Source organism: Arthrobacter pascens (genome assembly GCF_017052465.1).
GTDB lineage: Bacteria > Actinomycetota > Actinomycetes > Actinomycetales > Micrococcaceae > Arthrobacter > Arthrobacter pascens.
The window spans coordinates 34186-48569 of record NZ_JAFHKT010000104.1; the positions used below are offsets into that span (position 1 = coordinate 34186).

14 protein-coding genes are annotated in these 14384 nt (G+C 64.7%); 10 read left to right on the forward strand and 4 right to left on the reverse strand.

Features of this window, described 5'->3' with window-relative positions:
- The 7 genes from JYA52_RS02660 (at window position 1) to JYA52_RS02690 (ending at window position 8103) form a co-directional block, all read left to right on the forward strand.
- The gene (locus JYA52_RS02660; protein WP_205651599.1) at window positions 1–1305 is read left to right on the forward strand and encodes an ABC transporter substrate-binding protein; all 1305 of its coding nucleotides are present in this window, start codon (window positions 1–3) and stop codon (window positions 1303–1305) included.
- Window positions 1302–2258: a carbohydrate ABC transporter permease gene (locus JYA52_RS02665; RefSeq protein WP_205651600.1), complete on the forward strand. Its 957-nt coding sequence runs from the start codon at window positions 1302–1304 to the stop codon at window positions 2256–2258. The genes JYA52_RS02660 and JYA52_RS02665 overlap by 4 nt, the downstream gene beginning before the upstream one ends.
- A complete protein-coding gene (locus JYA52_RS02670; protein WP_205651601.1) occupies window positions 2251–3138 on the forward strand; it encodes a carbohydrate ABC transporter permease in 888 nt (295 codons plus the stop codon). Before JYA52_RS02665 ends, JYA52_RS02670 begins: the two co-directional genes overlap by 8 nt.
- A gap of 39 nt (window positions 3139–3177) precedes the next feature.
- The gene (locus tag JYA52_RS02675) at window positions 3178–4542 is read left to right on the forward strand and encodes a glycoside hydrolase family 172 protein (RefSeq protein ID WP_205651602.1); all 1365 of its coding nucleotides are present in this window, start codon (window positions 3178–3180) and stop codon (window positions 4540–4542) included.
- A 44-nt stretch (window positions 4543–4586) separates the two neighbouring features.
- Window positions 4587–5945, forward strand: a complete 1359-nt coding sequence (locus JYA52_RS02680) for a glycoside hydrolase family 32 protein (protein WP_205651603.1) — start codon at window positions 4587–4589, stop codon at window positions 5943–5945.
- Between the two features lie 145 nt (window positions 5946–6090).
- Entirely contained in the window at window positions 6091–7689 is a 1599-nt protein-coding gene (locus JYA52_RS02685; RefSeq protein WP_205651604.1) for a serine hydrolase domain-containing protein, read from the forward strand.
- Window positions 7690–7776: 87 nt separating this feature from the next.
- Entirely contained in the window at window positions 7777–8103 is a 327-nt protein-coding gene (locus JYA52_RS02690) for a DUF6457 domain-containing protein (RefSeq protein WP_205651605.1), read from the forward strand.
- Between the two features lie 39 nt (window positions 8104–8142).
- On the opposite strand, the gene JYA52_RS02695 is transcribed toward JYA52_RS02690, so the two are convergent.
- The 3 genes from JYA52_RS02695 to JYA52_RS22755 all read right to left on the reverse strand — a co-directional run bounded on the left by JYA52_RS02695 (window position 8143) and on the right by JYA52_RS22755 (window position 10176).
- Window positions 8143–8742: an RBBP9/YdeN family alpha/beta hydrolase gene (locus tag JYA52_RS02695; RefSeq protein WP_205651606.1), complete on the reverse strand. Its 600-nt coding sequence runs from the start codon at window positions 8740–8742 to the stop codon at window positions 8143–8145.
- A gap of 97 nt (window positions 8743–8839) precedes the next feature.
- Window positions 8840–10051, reverse strand: a complete 1212-nt coding sequence (locus JYA52_RS02700; RefSeq protein ID WP_205651607.1) for a CaiB/BaiF CoA transferase family protein — start codon at window positions 10049–10051, stop codon at window positions 8840–8842.
- Window positions 10048–10176: a hypothetical protein gene (locus tag JYA52_RS22755; protein WP_276208526.1), complete on the reverse strand. Its 129-nt coding sequence runs from the start codon at window positions 10174–10176 to the stop codon at window positions 10048–10050. The genes JYA52_RS02700 and JYA52_RS22755 overlap by 4 nt, the downstream gene beginning before the upstream one ends.
- 21 nt (window positions 10177–10197) lie before the next feature.
- Between JYA52_RS22755 and JYA52_RS02705 the strand changes: the two genes are divergently transcribed.
- Complete coding sequence (locus JYA52_RS02705; protein WP_205651608.1) at window positions 10198–11037, forward strand: IclR family transcriptional regulator; 840 nt, start codon at window positions 10198–10200, stop codon at window positions 11035–11037.
- A 106-nt stretch (window positions 11038–11143) separates the two neighbouring features.
- On the opposite strand, the gene JYA52_RS02710 is transcribed toward JYA52_RS02705, so the two are convergent.
- Complete coding sequence (locus JYA52_RS02710) at window positions 11144–12622, reverse strand: purine-cytosine permease family protein (RefSeq protein ID WP_205651609.1); 1479 nt, start codon at window positions 12620–12622, stop codon at window positions 11144–11146.
- A 260-nt stretch (window positions 12623–12882) separates the two neighbouring features.
- Between JYA52_RS02710 and JYA52_RS02715 the strand changes: the two genes are divergently transcribed.
- Complete coding sequence (locus JYA52_RS02715; protein WP_240459882.1) at window positions 12883–14073, forward strand: acyl-CoA dehydrogenase family protein; 1191 nt, start codon at window positions 12883–12885, stop codon at window positions 14071–14073.
- 185 nt (window positions 14074–14258) lie between these two features.
- Window positions 14259–14384 (forward strand): hypothetical protein (locus JYA52_RS02720; RefSeq protein ID WP_205651616.1); only part of this gene is annotated, 126 nt, incomplete at its 3' end.

A 14384-nucleotide genomic window follows, 5' to 3' on the forward strand; every position in this document is an offset into this window, starting at 1 on the left:
ATGAGAAAAACAGTCCGCACGTCCATCGCCACGGCGGCAGCCGTGGCCCTGCTGGCCCTCACCGCCTGCGGAAGCGCCACCGAATCCGCCGCCCCGGCGGCGGCCGGCCCCTACGCGGCCCCCGCGAAGGACATCACCGCCACCATCTCCGTCTCGAACTGGGGCGATCCGGGAGACAAAGCCGTGTACGACGGCGTCGCCGAGCGTTTCAAGGAGAAGTACCCGAACGTGACGGTGAACAACAACTTCACTCCCATCACCACGTGGACGGAATACGTCAACAAGCTCGTCACGCAGGCCGCTGCCGGCCAGGCCCCGGACGTCATCAACATCGCCACCGAAGGTGTGGAGCTGGGCCTGGCCAACGAGCTGTTCACTCCCCTGGACGGCTTCCTCAAGAACGACCCCGAGGCAGCGTCCCTGCGCAAGGACATCGACCCGAAGCTGCTCGAAGGGTTCAGCAAGGACGGCTCCACCTACCTGATGCCCAACACCTTCAACACCATGGTGATCTACTACAACACCAAGATGTTCGAGGCGGCCGGCATCGAACGGCCCAGCGACGACTGGACCTGGGACGAGTTCCTGGCGATCTCCAAGAAGCTGACCACGGGCTCGGGCGCGAACAAGGTCTACGGCTTCGCCATGCCGTACTACTCCTTTGGCATCACCCCGTGGCTGTACTCGAACGGCACGTCGATGATGAGCGATGACCTGGAGACCGCCCAGCTGACCGACGAGAAGGTCAAGGAAACCGTGGGCTGGGTGCGCGACCTTGTCACCGAACACGGAGTGTCGCCGCAGCCCAAGGGATCGGACCCCTACCAGCTGTTCCCCGCCGGCAAGGCAGCCATGACCGGCGCCGGCCACTTCGTCACCGGCGGCTTCGAAAAGGCGGGCTTCTCCGACTACGACATCCTCCCGTGGCCGAAGGGAACCACCAAGTCCACGGTCTTCGGCGCCGGCGCGTTCGCCGTCTCCAAGACGTCCAAGAACCAGGAACTTTCCTGGGAGTTCATCAAGATGCTCACCGACCAGCAGACGCAGAAGCAATGGGCCGACGCCGGCGCCGCCGTTCCGTCCACCAAGACTGCCGCTTCATCGCCGGAGTTCCTGTCCTCCCCCAAGCACGCGGCGGAGTATTACAACTCCCTCTCCTACGCCAAGCCGGTAGCGGCCCCGCGCGCCTACAACGTGCTCGATCCGGCGTTCATGCGGGCCATGGACGAGATCATGTCCGGTCAGGACATCGGCTCTTCACTGGAAAAGGCCCAAAAGGATGTTGAGGAGGCGTTGCAGCAGTGACTCTGACCGCCCCCCAAACGCAGCTGCCGCCCGCGCCCCCCTCGGGGCGCGGGGGCGGCCCCGGGCACCGCAGCGCGGCCCGCCGTCGGGAAGCCCTCACCGGATACATGTTCACGGCACCCACCGTCATCGGGTTCCTGGTTTTCGTCCTCGGCCCGCTGGTGGCCGCCCTCTACCTGAGCCTCACCAAGTACAACATCCTCACGGCACCCAAGTTCGTCGGCCTCGACAACTACGTCCGCATGTTCCGGGACGAACGGCTGGCCACCACCTACGGCAACACGGTCCTCTACGTCGGCGCCGCCGTCGTCCTCATCAACGGCTTCGCGCTCCTGTTCGCCGTCCTGATCAACCAGCGCCTCCCCCGGGCCCTGACGTACGTCTTCCGCTCGGCGTATTTCTTCCCCTACCTGGTGGCCCTGGTGTACGTGTCCATCATCTGGCAGGCACTGTTCCAGAAGGACACCGGCATCCTGAACTACTACATCACCGCGATGGGCGGCGAACGGATCGACTGGCTCAACAGCTCGGAGTTCTCCAAGGTCTCCGTGATCATCGTGGACACCTGGCGGAACGTGGGATTCGCCATGCTGATCTTCGTGGCGGCCCTGCAGGAAGTCCCCAAGGACATGGTGGAGGCCGCCCGCATGGACGGCGCCAACGAATGGCAGGTCTTCCGCCGGATCACCCTTCCGATGATCAGCCAGGCAACGTTCTTCAACATCACCATCACCATCATCGGCGCGTTCCAGATCTACGAATCGATCATCGTGCTCACCAGGGGCGGCCCGGGCGATGCCAGCCGCAGCGTGGTGATGTACATCGCGGAAGTTGCCTTCAACAAGTTCGATATGGGCTATGCCTCAGCCATCGCGGTCACGCTGTTCGTGATCATCATGCTGGTGACGCTGGTGCAGTTCCGCCTCAGGAAGTCATGGGTGAACAATGAGTAACGCCAACGTCTCTGTCCTCCCGTCCCGCCCGGGTACCGGAAAAACCGTACGACGGCGGCCCGGCGTCGGGAAATCCGTTTCCGTTGCGCTGCTGGTCATCGGCGCGGTGGGAATGATCGCCCCCTTCCTCTGGATGTTCACCACGTCGCTCCGGGACGCCAGCCACGCCTACGACCTGCCGCCCCAGTGGCTGCCCACGGAATGGGACTGGTCCAACTACGCGGGGGCTGTCAGCGGGCCGGTGCCGATCCTGAAAAACATGTTCAACAGCGCGGTCATTGCCATCGCCGTCAGCATCGGCATGATCATCACGGCGCCGATGGCCGGCTACGCCTTCGCCAAGCTGGAATTCCCCGGCCGCAACTCCATCTTCGTGGGATTGCTGTCCTCGCTGATGGTTCCGGCGCAGGTGACCATCATTCCGCTGTTCCTGCTGATGAGGACCTTCGGCCTGCTGGACAACCCGCTCAGCCTGATCCTGCCGGGCATCACCGGAGCGCTGGGCGTCTTCCTGCTGCGGCAGTTCTTCCTCGGGCTGCCGCAGGAAATCATCGACGCCGCCCGCATGGACGGCGCCACCGCCTGGCAGACCTACCGGCTGATCGCGCTGCCGCTGGCCAAGAACGCCGTGAGCACTCTGGGTGTGATCACGTTCCTGGGCAGCTGGAACGCCTACTTCGCGCCGTCGATCTTCCTCAACAGCACGGACACCGCCACCCTGCCGCTGGGCCTGGTCCTGATGCTCGGCCCGTACGGCGCCGGCAACGTGGCCCAGGTCATGGCCGCCACCACCATCGCCATCGCACCGGCCCTCATCGTCTTCCTCGTGGCCCAGCGGTGGATCATCGCCAGCCTCACCCAATCAGCCGTCAAGGGCTAACCACCAACTCTTCCTTACAGAAAGAAAGGCAACACCACCATGGCTTCATCGCCCCGCTCCGGCCTGCTCTCGAGCCTGACCAAGCTCTCCACCGCCCGCACGGCCCGCTCCTCCAGCTGGGACCAGACCGGCCGCAACCGCGACAACTGGATCGTCATGCCCGGGGAGGAACGCGTCCTGGCGGACATCGAGGGTCCGGGTGCCATCACGCATATCTGGATGACCCAGTCGTGCCGGATCCAGCCGGGCCCCGGCCAGATCTCCCCGGAACTGGTGGGCGTGCCGATGCTCGAAATCCACAACGCCCTCGGCGTCAGCTGGGAAGTGGTGGACCCGGACTACTACCGCAAGATCGTCATCAGGATGTACTGGGATGACCAGGAGACCCCGAGCGTGATCGCGCCCCTGGGTGACTTCTTCGGCCTGCTGAACTCCCTGTCCGGTTCCTACGATTCACTGCCGCTCTCCGTCTCAGCCAAAGAGGGGGAACTGAACACGTTCGGCGGCAGCGCGGCGTTCAACAGCTACTTCGAGATGCCCTTCAACTCCCGGGCCCGCATCACCGTCGAAAACCAGAACGACATCCCCTACCTGCAGTACTTCTACATCGACTATGAGCTCTACACCGAGCCCCTGCCGGAGGACACCGCCTACTTCCACGCCCACTGGCGCCGGCAGAAGCCCAACGCCGGCTGGGGCCCGGACCTGCAGACCAACAGCATCGAGGTGGCCATCCCCAACCTCTCCGGCGAGGACAACTACGTGGTCCTGGAGACCGAGGGCCAGGGGCACTACGTGGGCTGCAACCTTGCGGTGCGCCACTTCCAGGGCTCCTGGTGGGGCGAGGGGGACGACATGATCTTCATCGACGACGACACCTGGCCGCCCAGCCTGCACGGCACTGGCATGGAGGACTACTTCGGCCACGCCTGGGGCATGCAGCACAACGCCTTCCTCATGAACGGCACGATGGTCCACGAGGAAAATGTGCCGGGCTTCCACCACAGCTACCGCTTCCACATGACGGATCCCATCAGGTTCCAGAAGCGCATCAAGGTCACGTTCGAGCACGGCCACGCCAACCACCTCTCCGATGATTGGTCCTCCACCGCCTACTGGTACCAGACCCTCCCCTCCCCCGTGCTGGACATCGACGCCGTGGAGGAGCGCCTGCCGCTGCGGCCGCGTGACCAGGTGGAAGAACGCCCCCTGCCGGACCTGTCGCCGGCCCAGCAGGCCGCCCGTGACGCCTCGTCCGCGCGGATGACGCAGTTCACCGAAACGCGCGACGCGGTCCGGAACGAGCGCAGGGCAGAAATTGACGAGTGGGAGAGGGCCAACGCCGAGCAGGCGCGGGAGGTCCGGCAGCGGTTCCTGGCCGCCAGCAGCGTCCCGGTCCCCTAACCGATCAAGCAGCCATCTCCAGCAGCCAGCACAGAAGGATCAGCATGAACGCGCACGAACCCCGCCCCGCTCTCCACTTCACCGCCGCCGAAGGCTGGATCAACGATCCACTCGGCGTGACCTGGAAGGACGGCCAGTACCACCTCTTCTACCAGTACGTTCCCGGCCGCACCACGTGGGCCTCCAACTGCCACTGGGGCCACGCCACCTCCCCGGACATGATCGCCTGGACCGAGCAGGGTGTCGCCGTGGCTCCCGGGGAAGGGGACGACGGCGTCTGGTCAGGTTCCATCGTCACCGGCACCGATGGTGCCGCCACCATGTTCTACACGTCGGTCACCGAGCCGGACATCGGCGTCGGCACCGTCCGCACGGCCACCCCGGACGACGCCTCCTGGACCACGTGGACCAAGGGCACGAAGCTGATGACCGCGCCGGACCTTGGCGTGGTGGCCTACCGGGACCCGTTCGTTTTCCGCGACGGGGACCAGTGGCGCATGTTCGTGGGCGCCGGGCTGGAGGGCGGAACCGCCGCCGCAGTTTCCTACAGTTCCCCGGACCTTTCGCGGTGGACGCTGGACGGCGTTGCCGCGCAGCGCAACGGCACGGAGACGGACCGTGTTTGGACCGGCACCATGTGGGAATGCCCCCAGCTGTTTGAGATCGGCGGCTCCCACGTCCTGGTCACCTCCATCTGGGAGGACGACGTGCTGCACTATGTGGCCTACGGTGTGGGCAGCTACTCCGGCGGAAAGTTCACCGCCCGGTCCTGGGGGCAGCTCAGCTTCGGCAAGAGCTACTACGCTCCGTCCTTCTTCCGGGACAAGGACGGCGCGCCGTCGCTGATCTTCTGGGTCCGCGGCGTGGTCAGCCCCGAGGGGCAGTGGGCCAGCGCGCTCAGCATTCCGCACACGCTGACCCTCGACGGCGACACCCTGGTGGCCACCCCGCACGCCGACCTCGCCACGTACTCCCAGCCGGGCCACCTGGAGCACGTGGGCGGCTCGGTTTTCGAGACAGTGCTCGACGGCGGCGCGGACCTGCGGTGCACCGTCACCGCCGCGGCGGTTATCCACCTGGCCACCCTAGACGGGCCCTTGGCCACCCTCCGACACGACGGGGAGGGCCTCCGCGTGACGGCTGCCGGGAACGCCGACTTCGCCTACGCGTTCCTCCCGGCGGACGAGGGGTCCGAACTGCGGGTGATCATCGACGCCGGCGTGCTGGAACTGTCCGGCCGGAAGGGAATCATGGCGGTCCCGCTGCCCATCGTGGACTCGCCGGTGACGCTGACCGTGAGCGGCGCCGCCGGCACGCCCCTGCTCAGCATGATCACCGGGCCGGCCGCTCGCGCGGAGGACTTGCACCTGGCTGCCACATCCCTGCCGTATCTTCTCGGGTAGTACCGGCACCCCTGCGGCCGTGAATCTTCCGGCGTGAAGGTTGCGGCCGCAGGGGAGCCGCACTCGCCCGCCCGGCGCCAGCGTGCATTGTCTTACCCCCGGGCAGGCCCTACCGTGAAGAGACGGTCGGCCGAAGCAGGTGCGCATGCGAAAGAGTCCCTGGTCATCGCGCTTCATGCTGTCGTGCTTCCTGGCGGTTGCCGTTCTCTGCGGTTTCACGCTGCCGGCAGACGCCGCCGGAACGCCGGCGTCTGCCGCCGTCGGAAGCCCGGCTGCAGAACCAGTCATCTCCGACCAGGCATTCGAGGCGGTGGACACCTTCCTCCGAGAGCAGATCAGCGCCCTGGGGATTCCGGGCGTCGCCATCGTCGTCGTCAAGGACGGCGTCCAGGTGCACTCCGCCGCGTTCGGCCGCGCCGATGACTCGGGGCGGCCAATGACGCCCCAGACGCCGGTGCTGCTGGCGTCAACCACCAAGTCCCTCACGTCCATCGCCGTGATGCAGCAGGTCGAGGCCGGCCGGCTCCGGCTGGACGAGCCGGTGCGGACCTACCTCCCGTGGTTTACGTTGCGGGGCAGCCGCGCTGCAGAGATCACGGTGCGCCATCTGCTCCATCAGGCCAGCGGCATGGCCTCCAAGGACACGGCCTTCGAAGCCTCGGACGCGCAGGGCCCGGAGGCCATCGAAGAAGGGGTGCGCGCCCTGTCAGCTTCCCCGCTGGCCGGAGTGCCGGGCGAAGCATTCGGCTACGCCAATGCCAACTTCAACATACTGGGCCTGCTGGTGCAGACGGTCTCCGGCCGGCCGTTCGGGGACTATGTGGAGCAGCACATCTTGGAGCCGTTGGAGATGACCCACAGCCATCCCGCGCGTGCTGCGGCCCGTGCAGACAATGCGGCTGCCGGCTATTCACTGTGGTTCGGCGCGCTCTGGCAACAGACCGACGTGCCCGCACCCAGCACCGGAATGCCGTCCACCACCATGTACGCCTCGGCCGAGGACAAGAGCCATGAGCTGAGCGCCCTGCTCAACGGGGGCATGTACCGTGACCGCCGCATCCTCCGGCCCGAAAGCGTGGCGGCCCTGCTGGAGCCGCGGGTGCGCGTGGATGCGTCCAAGGGGTACGCCATGGGGTGGTTCACCCGGCCGCTCGTGGAGTCCGCCGCCCCTGGAGAACAGCCCGATGCGGACACCTTGCCGCTGCTCGCGGAGCATCAAGGGGAATGGGGCAATTCGCACACCTACCAGGCCGTGGTCCCCTCCTCCGGGCTCGGCGTCGCCATGGTCATCAACGCGAATGACACCTCGGCCCCGTCGCGGCTCAAGGCCATCGACACCAACGTCCTGCGGATTCTCCACGGGCAGCAGCCGGCGCCGACGGTGGTGCAGGAGGACTGGCTCCAGCGCTACAGCTGGGCCGTCTCGCTGGGACTGCTGCTGGCGGAACTGCTGAGCCTGTGGCTGGCGCTCGCCGTCCTGCTCCGGAGACCCGCCGCGGCCGGCAGCCGGTGGACGCCGTGGGCTGTGGGCCTTGGGGCGCTCGCCCTCGACGGGTTCGCGCTGTGGCTCTGCTTCATCTACGCCCCCGCCAAGTTCGACACCCACCTGGCCGTCATCGTCCGCCAGTTTCCCGACGTCGGCGTCATGCTCGTGCCCGTGTTGGCGCTGGCCCTTATCTGGCCGCTCCCCCGAACCGTCTGGCTGTTCCTCAGGATGCGGGCACGCCCACACTCCCACCGGTGACTTACGCCGGAAAGCCTTGTAGTGTCGTGGCCACCGGGCGGGATGGCTGGCACGCCCCGCCGCAGAAGCCACTACCGAGGAGTGAACATGGCTGTCGACGACGACGAGGCACAGATCCTGGCCCAGTGGAGCCACCGGCTGGCGCAGGCCCTGCAGCTCTTGGACCTTGAATTCGACCAGGAACAGGTGCTGGATCTCGCCAGGACGTCGGCGCGGTCGGTGACCCACGCCGCCGCACCGATCACCACCCTCATGGTGGGCTACGCGGCGGGACTCGCCGTCGGCAGCGGCGGGGCTGACTCCAAGGAGTCAGCCGCGGCGATCGCGCAGGCCGCCGGCACCGCGGCGCAGCTCTGTGAGGACGGGCCCGACGGCGGTCCGGCCAGCAAAGGCTGGGCGGACACCGCGCAGTAGAAGCGGCGTCAACCTGCCGGTTTCCGATGCACCCGGCTGCTAGGAAGCCCAGCCGGCCAGTGCCGCTGCCGCTTCCGGCAGCTCCGTCACGCCGTCGACGTCCAGGAAGTGCTTGGCCCCGGGAATCACCAGAGCAGGCGCTTTGAGCCTGTCGGCCAAGGACGCCGAAGCGGACGGCGGCACCAGCGGGTCGTCATCGGAGTGGATCACCAGGCGGTTCCGGATGCTGCCTGGCAGGTCCTGCAGTTCCACGTTCTCCTCGAGGTATGGGTCTAGTTCCGGCAGTGATTCGAGTTTCCCGGTGAATCCTGCAACGAGGATGATCCCGCCCAGACTCCACGGATCTGTGCGTCCGGCCAGATGCCGCAGGAGGGTAATGCAGCCCAGGCTGTGCCCGATGAGATAGGTGCGGCCGTCAACCTGGCCCACCGCATCTTCCACCGCCCCGGCCCAAGGTCCCGCGGCCGGTGCGTCACTGTCCGGCAAATCCGCCAACGTGACGTCCCAGCCCTGCGAGGCCATCCGTTGCTGCAGCCACGGGAACCAGTGGTTCTCCGTGGTGGCCCCGTAGCCGTGGACGACCACCAGGCGTGGAGGGCGGCGGGAATATGACGCGGCGGCTTTTGTTTCTGGAGTCATTCGGCAACTGTAAACCGTGCCATCAGCGTGAAGGTCAAGGGAGGTAATGAAGATGGCGTTCAAGGGACGCGGACCTTCAAACTCCTGGTTTCGTCGATCAGATCGAGGCCAGGTCTGCGACTGCCGATGATGATGTGAGCCACTCATTGATGCGGTCGTTGTGCTCGCCCAGCTTGGGCGCTGGGCGGGGCTGCACGGAACCGGTCAGCCGGATTGGTGAGGCGAGAGTGGCGAACCCGTCGGGCTCGACTGCGACGAGTCCCCGTGCGCGGGCATAGTCATTGGTGAGGGCGTCCGTAACGGAGTAGACCTCGGACACGGGTACCTCGTGCTCCTGAAGCAGCGACACTGTCTCTTCGGTGGTGCGCGTGCTGAGGGCATCTTCCAGGGCCGCCCGGAATTCGACAGGGTGCGTGTTCCGACGCGTCTGTTCACTGAACCTTTCGTCCATCAGCCATTCTTCCCGTCCAAGGGCTTGGGTAAGGCGAGGGAAGAGCCTGTCACCGGCTATGGCGATGGCCACGGTTCCATCCTTTGTCCGGTAGGTGCTGAAGGGTGTGGACATGGCGTGATCATTGCCGCAGGCAGTGGGTTCCTCACCGTGCAGAGCACGCATTCCGACCGATTCCAGGATCGATACCAGACTGTCGAGCATGGCAATGTCGATGTGCTGGCCTTGTCCGGTCAGATGGCGCTCTTGTAGTGCGGCCAGGGCGGCGGTTGCGCCGTAGAGCCCGGGGATGAGGTCGCCAAGGCTGACCCCCGCCCGCGTCGGCTGGCCTCCCGGCCATCCTGTCACGGACATCAGTCCGCTCATTGCCTGCGCGATCAGGTCGTAGGCAGGGGCGTTGCGGAGGGCACTGTCCTGCCCGAAACCGCTGATGCTGACCACCACGAGTCGGGGATTGACTTCAAGAAGGGTGCTGGCAGCGATACCGAGCCGGCCCATCACTCCGGGTCGGAAATTTTCGATGACGACGTCGGCGTTCTTGACGAGGTCCAGGAGCGTGGTCCGGCACTTGTCGTCCTTCAAGTTGAGTGTGATGCCGTACTTGTTGCGGTTGAAGAGGCGGTAGTAGCCTGATTCGCCGTTCACCGTGGGGCCGAAGTGACGTGAGTCGTCACCGTCGGGGCTTTCAACTTTGATCACCTCGGCTCCCAGGTCAGCCAAGATCATGGCGCAGAAGGGCCCGGCCAGCACCCTGGACAGGTCGAGGACCCGGATTCCTTGGAGGGCACCCGCAGGTGTCCGGTTCTCCTCCTGGCCGGCGGTCCTGTCGGCTGCGGAGGGGGTTGGTTGGTTGGTCATTTGAGGTCCTCATCGTCGGCGGCTGCGGCAGGTATTCCGGCGGCCTTTTTGTTGTTTCCATCCCACCACCGGAGAGCCCAGGGAGCGATGGGAAGCACCTGCATCGTGTCCGGTATGCCGGACACGATGGGGCGTATTCTAGGATCATGAGTAGCTCATTGCTGCGTCCCAAAGCCCCCGCTGCCGTCCAGGTCCTCGCCGTTCTCAGGTACGTCGCCGAACAGGCCGGCCCGGTGGCCGCCTCGATCATCGCCCGTGACGTGGGATTACCTCGATCAACGACGTATCAGTTGATCGCGGCCTTGGTTGATGACGGGTTTCTGGTTCATCTTCCGGAGGAACAAAAATACGCGCTGGGTGTCACGGCACATGAACTCGGGACCGGCTATTCACGGCAGGCCCCTCTTCAGCGCATTGCCCGTCACCCGCTCGCGCGTCTGGTGGGCCGGACCCGTCGCACAGCCCACCTTGCGGTGATGCATGGCCGGGACGTCGTTTACGTCATTGAAGAACGCGCTCCCCGCCAGCGCCCTCTGGTGACCGACACCGGCGTCAGGCTTCCGGCCCATCTGACGGCCAGCGGCAGGGCGATGATGGCGCAAATGGATCCCGCCCAGGTCGCTGCGTTGTTTCCCGGTCCGGAGGCCTTCACAGTTCGCAATGACAATGGGCCGCAGTCCTTGCCGGCCCTGCAGGACCTGCTGTCGCGGGCGCGGTCCTTGGGCTACGCGTGGGAACAGGATGAGATCACTGTCGGTTTCTCTTCCGTTGCCGTCGCGGTCCTGGACCGGGAGCGTTATCCCGTGGCAAGCGTGACGTTGACGGTTTCCAACCGGGCGTTCCCTCCTGGAGGTGCACGCCGCGCCAAGGATGCCGAGACGGCGGAGGAACGGGCAATGCGAATTGAAGACGTGGCCCGCGAGTGGATTCCCGAGGTGAGCCGCTGTGCCCGCGAGATATCGCGCAGGCTGGGCATTCGCGGGTGACTGCCGGTTAACGGATGAGTGTCCCGGCCACGTATGTGGCCGGGACACTCATCCGGTATCAGTGCTGTTTTTCAGGGGCAGGCGTCTCAGGGCCCGCCCTGGCAGGCTAAAGGGCCGGGCTGCTGGGCGCGGGGTTCGCCACTTGTTGTAGTGCTTCAGTACCGGTTTCAGCCGGGTAAATCATGTGGGATGGTGCATTGGAGTTCCTCTTGGCCAGCGGGTAGAACACCAGGGCTGTGACCACCAGCCCCACGAGCCAGGAGACGTCAGCCCCGCCCAGGAGCTTAGTCATGGGCCCTGTGTAAAGGGCTTGGGCCAAGAACGGAATCTGCACCAGGATGCCCACCGCATAGGTGATCAGGGCCGTCTTGTTCCAACGCCCGTACCGGCCGTTCAGGTCGTACAGGGCCGGGATGTCGACTTTTTCCTTAGAGATCAGGTAGTAGTCGACGAGGTTGATGGAACTCCAGGGGATGAAAACCATGAGCAGCAGCAGCACGAAGTTTTTGAAGTTGGCAATGAAGTCCGGCGATGCCAGAACGGCGATGAGCACGGACAGCCCAATGAAGCCGACGACGTAGGCGAACCGGGTCCAGGTCGCTACACCGGTTTTGCGGGTGAACGCCGTGACCGAGGTCAGCATGGTCATGTATCCGCCGTAGGCGTTCAGCGTGTTCACCGTAAGCTTTCCAATCACGATAACCAGGTAGATGACCACGGCAATCAACCCGCCGCCGCTCATTTCCCCGAGGAAGGCGACCTGACCGTCCAGGAACCTCTCCCCCTTCGGCAGAGCAAGGGCGGCGAAGAGAGCACCGAGGGTCATGGACCATTGGGAGCCGAGCACCGTGCCGAAGTAGGACGCCTGGAACGTCTTGCGGGCCGGGGTGTTGGAAGGAAGGTAGCGGGAGTAGTCGGCCACGTACGGTCCGTAGGTCAGCTGCCATCCGGCGCTGAGGGAGATGGCGAGCAAAAACGTGGGGAATTCGAAATTCCCGGATCCCAGGAGGGCTCCTACGTCCTGGCTGGTGAACAGCCGGATGCCGAGGTAAGTGAAGCCGAGCACGCCGACGATCGTGGCGATGCGCCCCAGCATGTGAATGTACTTGTAGCCCAGCGTCGCGACGAGGATAGTCAGCGCACCAAAGATGACCATGCCCACAGCCGGCGTGCCGGTGTGCAGGATCTCGTCCACAGCCTGGCCGGCCAGCACCGTACCTGTGGCAGCGAATCCGAGGTACATGATGATGACCAGCACCAGCGGAATAACGGCACCGAGAATGCCGAACTGGGCCCGACTGGAAATCATCTGCGGAAGCCCGAGCTTGGGGCCCTGGGCCGCATGCAGCGCCATGACAGCACCGCCAAGAAGGTTGCCGATCAGCAAACCGATGATCGCCCACAGGGCGTCTGCTCCGAACAACACCGCGAGGGCGCCGTCGACGATGGCAGTGATCTGCATGTTCGCTCCGAACCACAGCGTGAACTGCTGTGCCGGGGAACCGTGACGTTCGTTTTCCGGGACGAAGTCGATGGAGCGGCGCTCAACGCGTGGCGCTGATCCCGTTTTTGTTGTGGCCTGCATGCTATTCCTCACTTTGACGACCGTATGGAGGTCCCCCAACCTTTGATTCAATCTGAGCACGGGCTGTGAGCGGCATCACCCGAAAGCCGCGACGTTTCGTCCGGGGTTTCGGACAATGGGGGCAAAACTGTGATTCAGCTCATTTCTGATGCGGAGCTTCGGATAGCTTCGATCCATGCCCCCGCGCCGCCGACGGAAGAGTCCGGAGCCGGGAGGCCTGGAAACTTCTTCCCTAATCCCTGACACATCCGGAGGCCACCTTGAGCCAGCCCAGTACCCAAACAACTGACCTGCCATACCCGACAGGGGACTTCTTCGACTTCGAAGGCCTCCTTCCGTCTCACGAACGCGAACGGCTGCACGAAGTCAGGAGGTGGCTTGACGCCGAGGTGCGTCCCATCGCCACCGACTACTGGAACCGCAGCGAATTTCCGATGGAGCTGATCCCGAAGATCGCCGCACTGGACATCATCAGCCCTGTCCGCAGACAGGGCCACTCGCATCTCTTTGCCGGCCTTCTCACCGCAGAAATCCACCGCGCCGACGCGTCAGTGGGAACCTTCATGAGCGGACAGGATGGCTTGTTCACCGGTTCGATCGAACTGTTGGCCTCGGAAGAGCAGAAAGCGGCATGGTTGCCGGACATCTACGCTCTCAAGAAAACAGGCGTGTTCGCCATCACTGAACCGCTGGCCGGTTCAGACGTGGCCGGCGGAACCCGCACGACCGCGGTCAGGGAAGAAGATAAATGGGTTCTCAACGGAGAAAAGCGGTGGATCGGCAACTCGACGTTCTCTGACTACGTGATCATCTGGGCCAAGGACATCGAGGACGAGCAGGTCAAGGGCTTCCTGGTCGACACAAAGACACCGGGATTCTCCGCCACGCTCATCCAAAACAGGATTTCCCTGCGCAGCGTTCAGAACGCCGATATCAAGCTCACAGATCTGCGCATTTCCGATGAGTTCCGCCTCGCGGGCGCCAACAGCTTCCGGGATACCAACAAAGTCCTCAAGTCCACACGGGCAACCGTCGGCTGGCAGGCTGTCGGCCTCCAAATGGCCGCCTTCGACGTTGCACGCAAATATGCCGTAGAGCGCCACCAGTTCGGCAAACCGCTGGCAGCGTTCCAGTTGGTCCAGGAACAGCTCGTCACCATGCTCAGCAACTCGATGAGCTCCATGGGGATGATGGTCCGGCTCGCGCAGCTCGAAGACGCCGGCGAGTCCAAGAACGAACATTCCGCCATGGCGAAGGCTTTCGCCACCAAGCGCATGCGCGAAACGGTCGCGCTCGGCCGCAGCATCCTTGGCGGCAACGGCATCGTCACTGACTACGAGATGGCGAAAATCTTCTGCGACGCCGAAGCAATCTACACCTACGAAGGCACCTACGAAATCAACACCTTGGTGGCCGGGCGAGCCATCACGGGCGTCGCCGCCTTCGTTTAAGCCGCGCCAGCCCTGTCCGCGATACCGGACAAGAACCCACACGTTCCCCTACCCCGGGGAGAGAAAATCCAGCCTACTTAGATCAGCACTTCAAACGGACGGGATCGGCAGTTGAGTCCGAGCATCCCGTCCCCCTACACCAACGCAGACCGCACTGGTCTGCAAAACCAACGAAGGAGCCCCTCATGGCACCCGCCGATTTCACTACCGGTGCCCGCCCGGTCAAAGCGGCCCGCGGCACCGAGCTCACCGCCAAGTCCTGGCAGACGGAAGCCCCGCTGCGCATGCTCATGAATAACCTGGATCCCGAG

Coding starts and splice junctions, on each gene's coding strand:
- JYA52_RS02660 (WP_205651599.1), top strand. CDS start 1: ATGAGAAAAACAGTCCGCACGTCCATCGCCACGGCGGCAGCCGTGGCC.
- JYA52_RS02670 (WP_205651601.1), top strand. CDS start 2,251: ATGAGTAACGCCAACGTCTCTGTCCTCCCGTCCCGCCCGGGTACCGGA.
- JYA52_RS02675 (WP_205651602.1), top strand. CDS start 3,178: ATGGCTTCATCGCCCCGCTCCGGCCTGCTCTCGAGCCTGACCAAGCTC.
- JYA52_RS02680 (WP_205651603.1), top strand. CDS start 4,587: ATGAACGCGCACGAACCCCGCCCCGCTCTCCACTTCACCGCCGCCGAA.
- JYA52_RS02685 (WP_205651604.1), top strand. CDS start 6,091: ATGCGAAAGAGTCCCTGGTCATCGCGCTTCATGCTGTCGTGCTTCCTG.
- JYA52_RS02690 (WP_205651605.1), top strand. CDS start 7,777: ATGGCTGTCGACGACGACGAGGCACAGATCCTGGCCCAGTGGAGCCAC.
- JYA52_RS02695 (WP_205651606.1), bottom strand. CDS start 8,742: ATGACTCCAGAAACAAAAGCCGCCGCGTCATATTCCCGCCGCCCTCCA.
- JYA52_RS02700 (WP_205651607.1), bottom strand. CDS start 10,051: ATGACCAACCAACCAACCCCCTCCGCAGCCGACAGGACCGCCGGCCAG.
- JYA52_RS02705 (WP_205651608.1), top strand. CDS start 10,198: ATGAGTAGCTCATTGCTGCGTCCCAAAGCCCCCGCTGCCGTCCAGGTC.
- JYA52_RS02710 (WP_205651609.1), bottom strand. CDS start 12,622: ATGCAGGCCACAACAAAAACGGGATCAGCGCCACGCGTTGAGCGCCGC.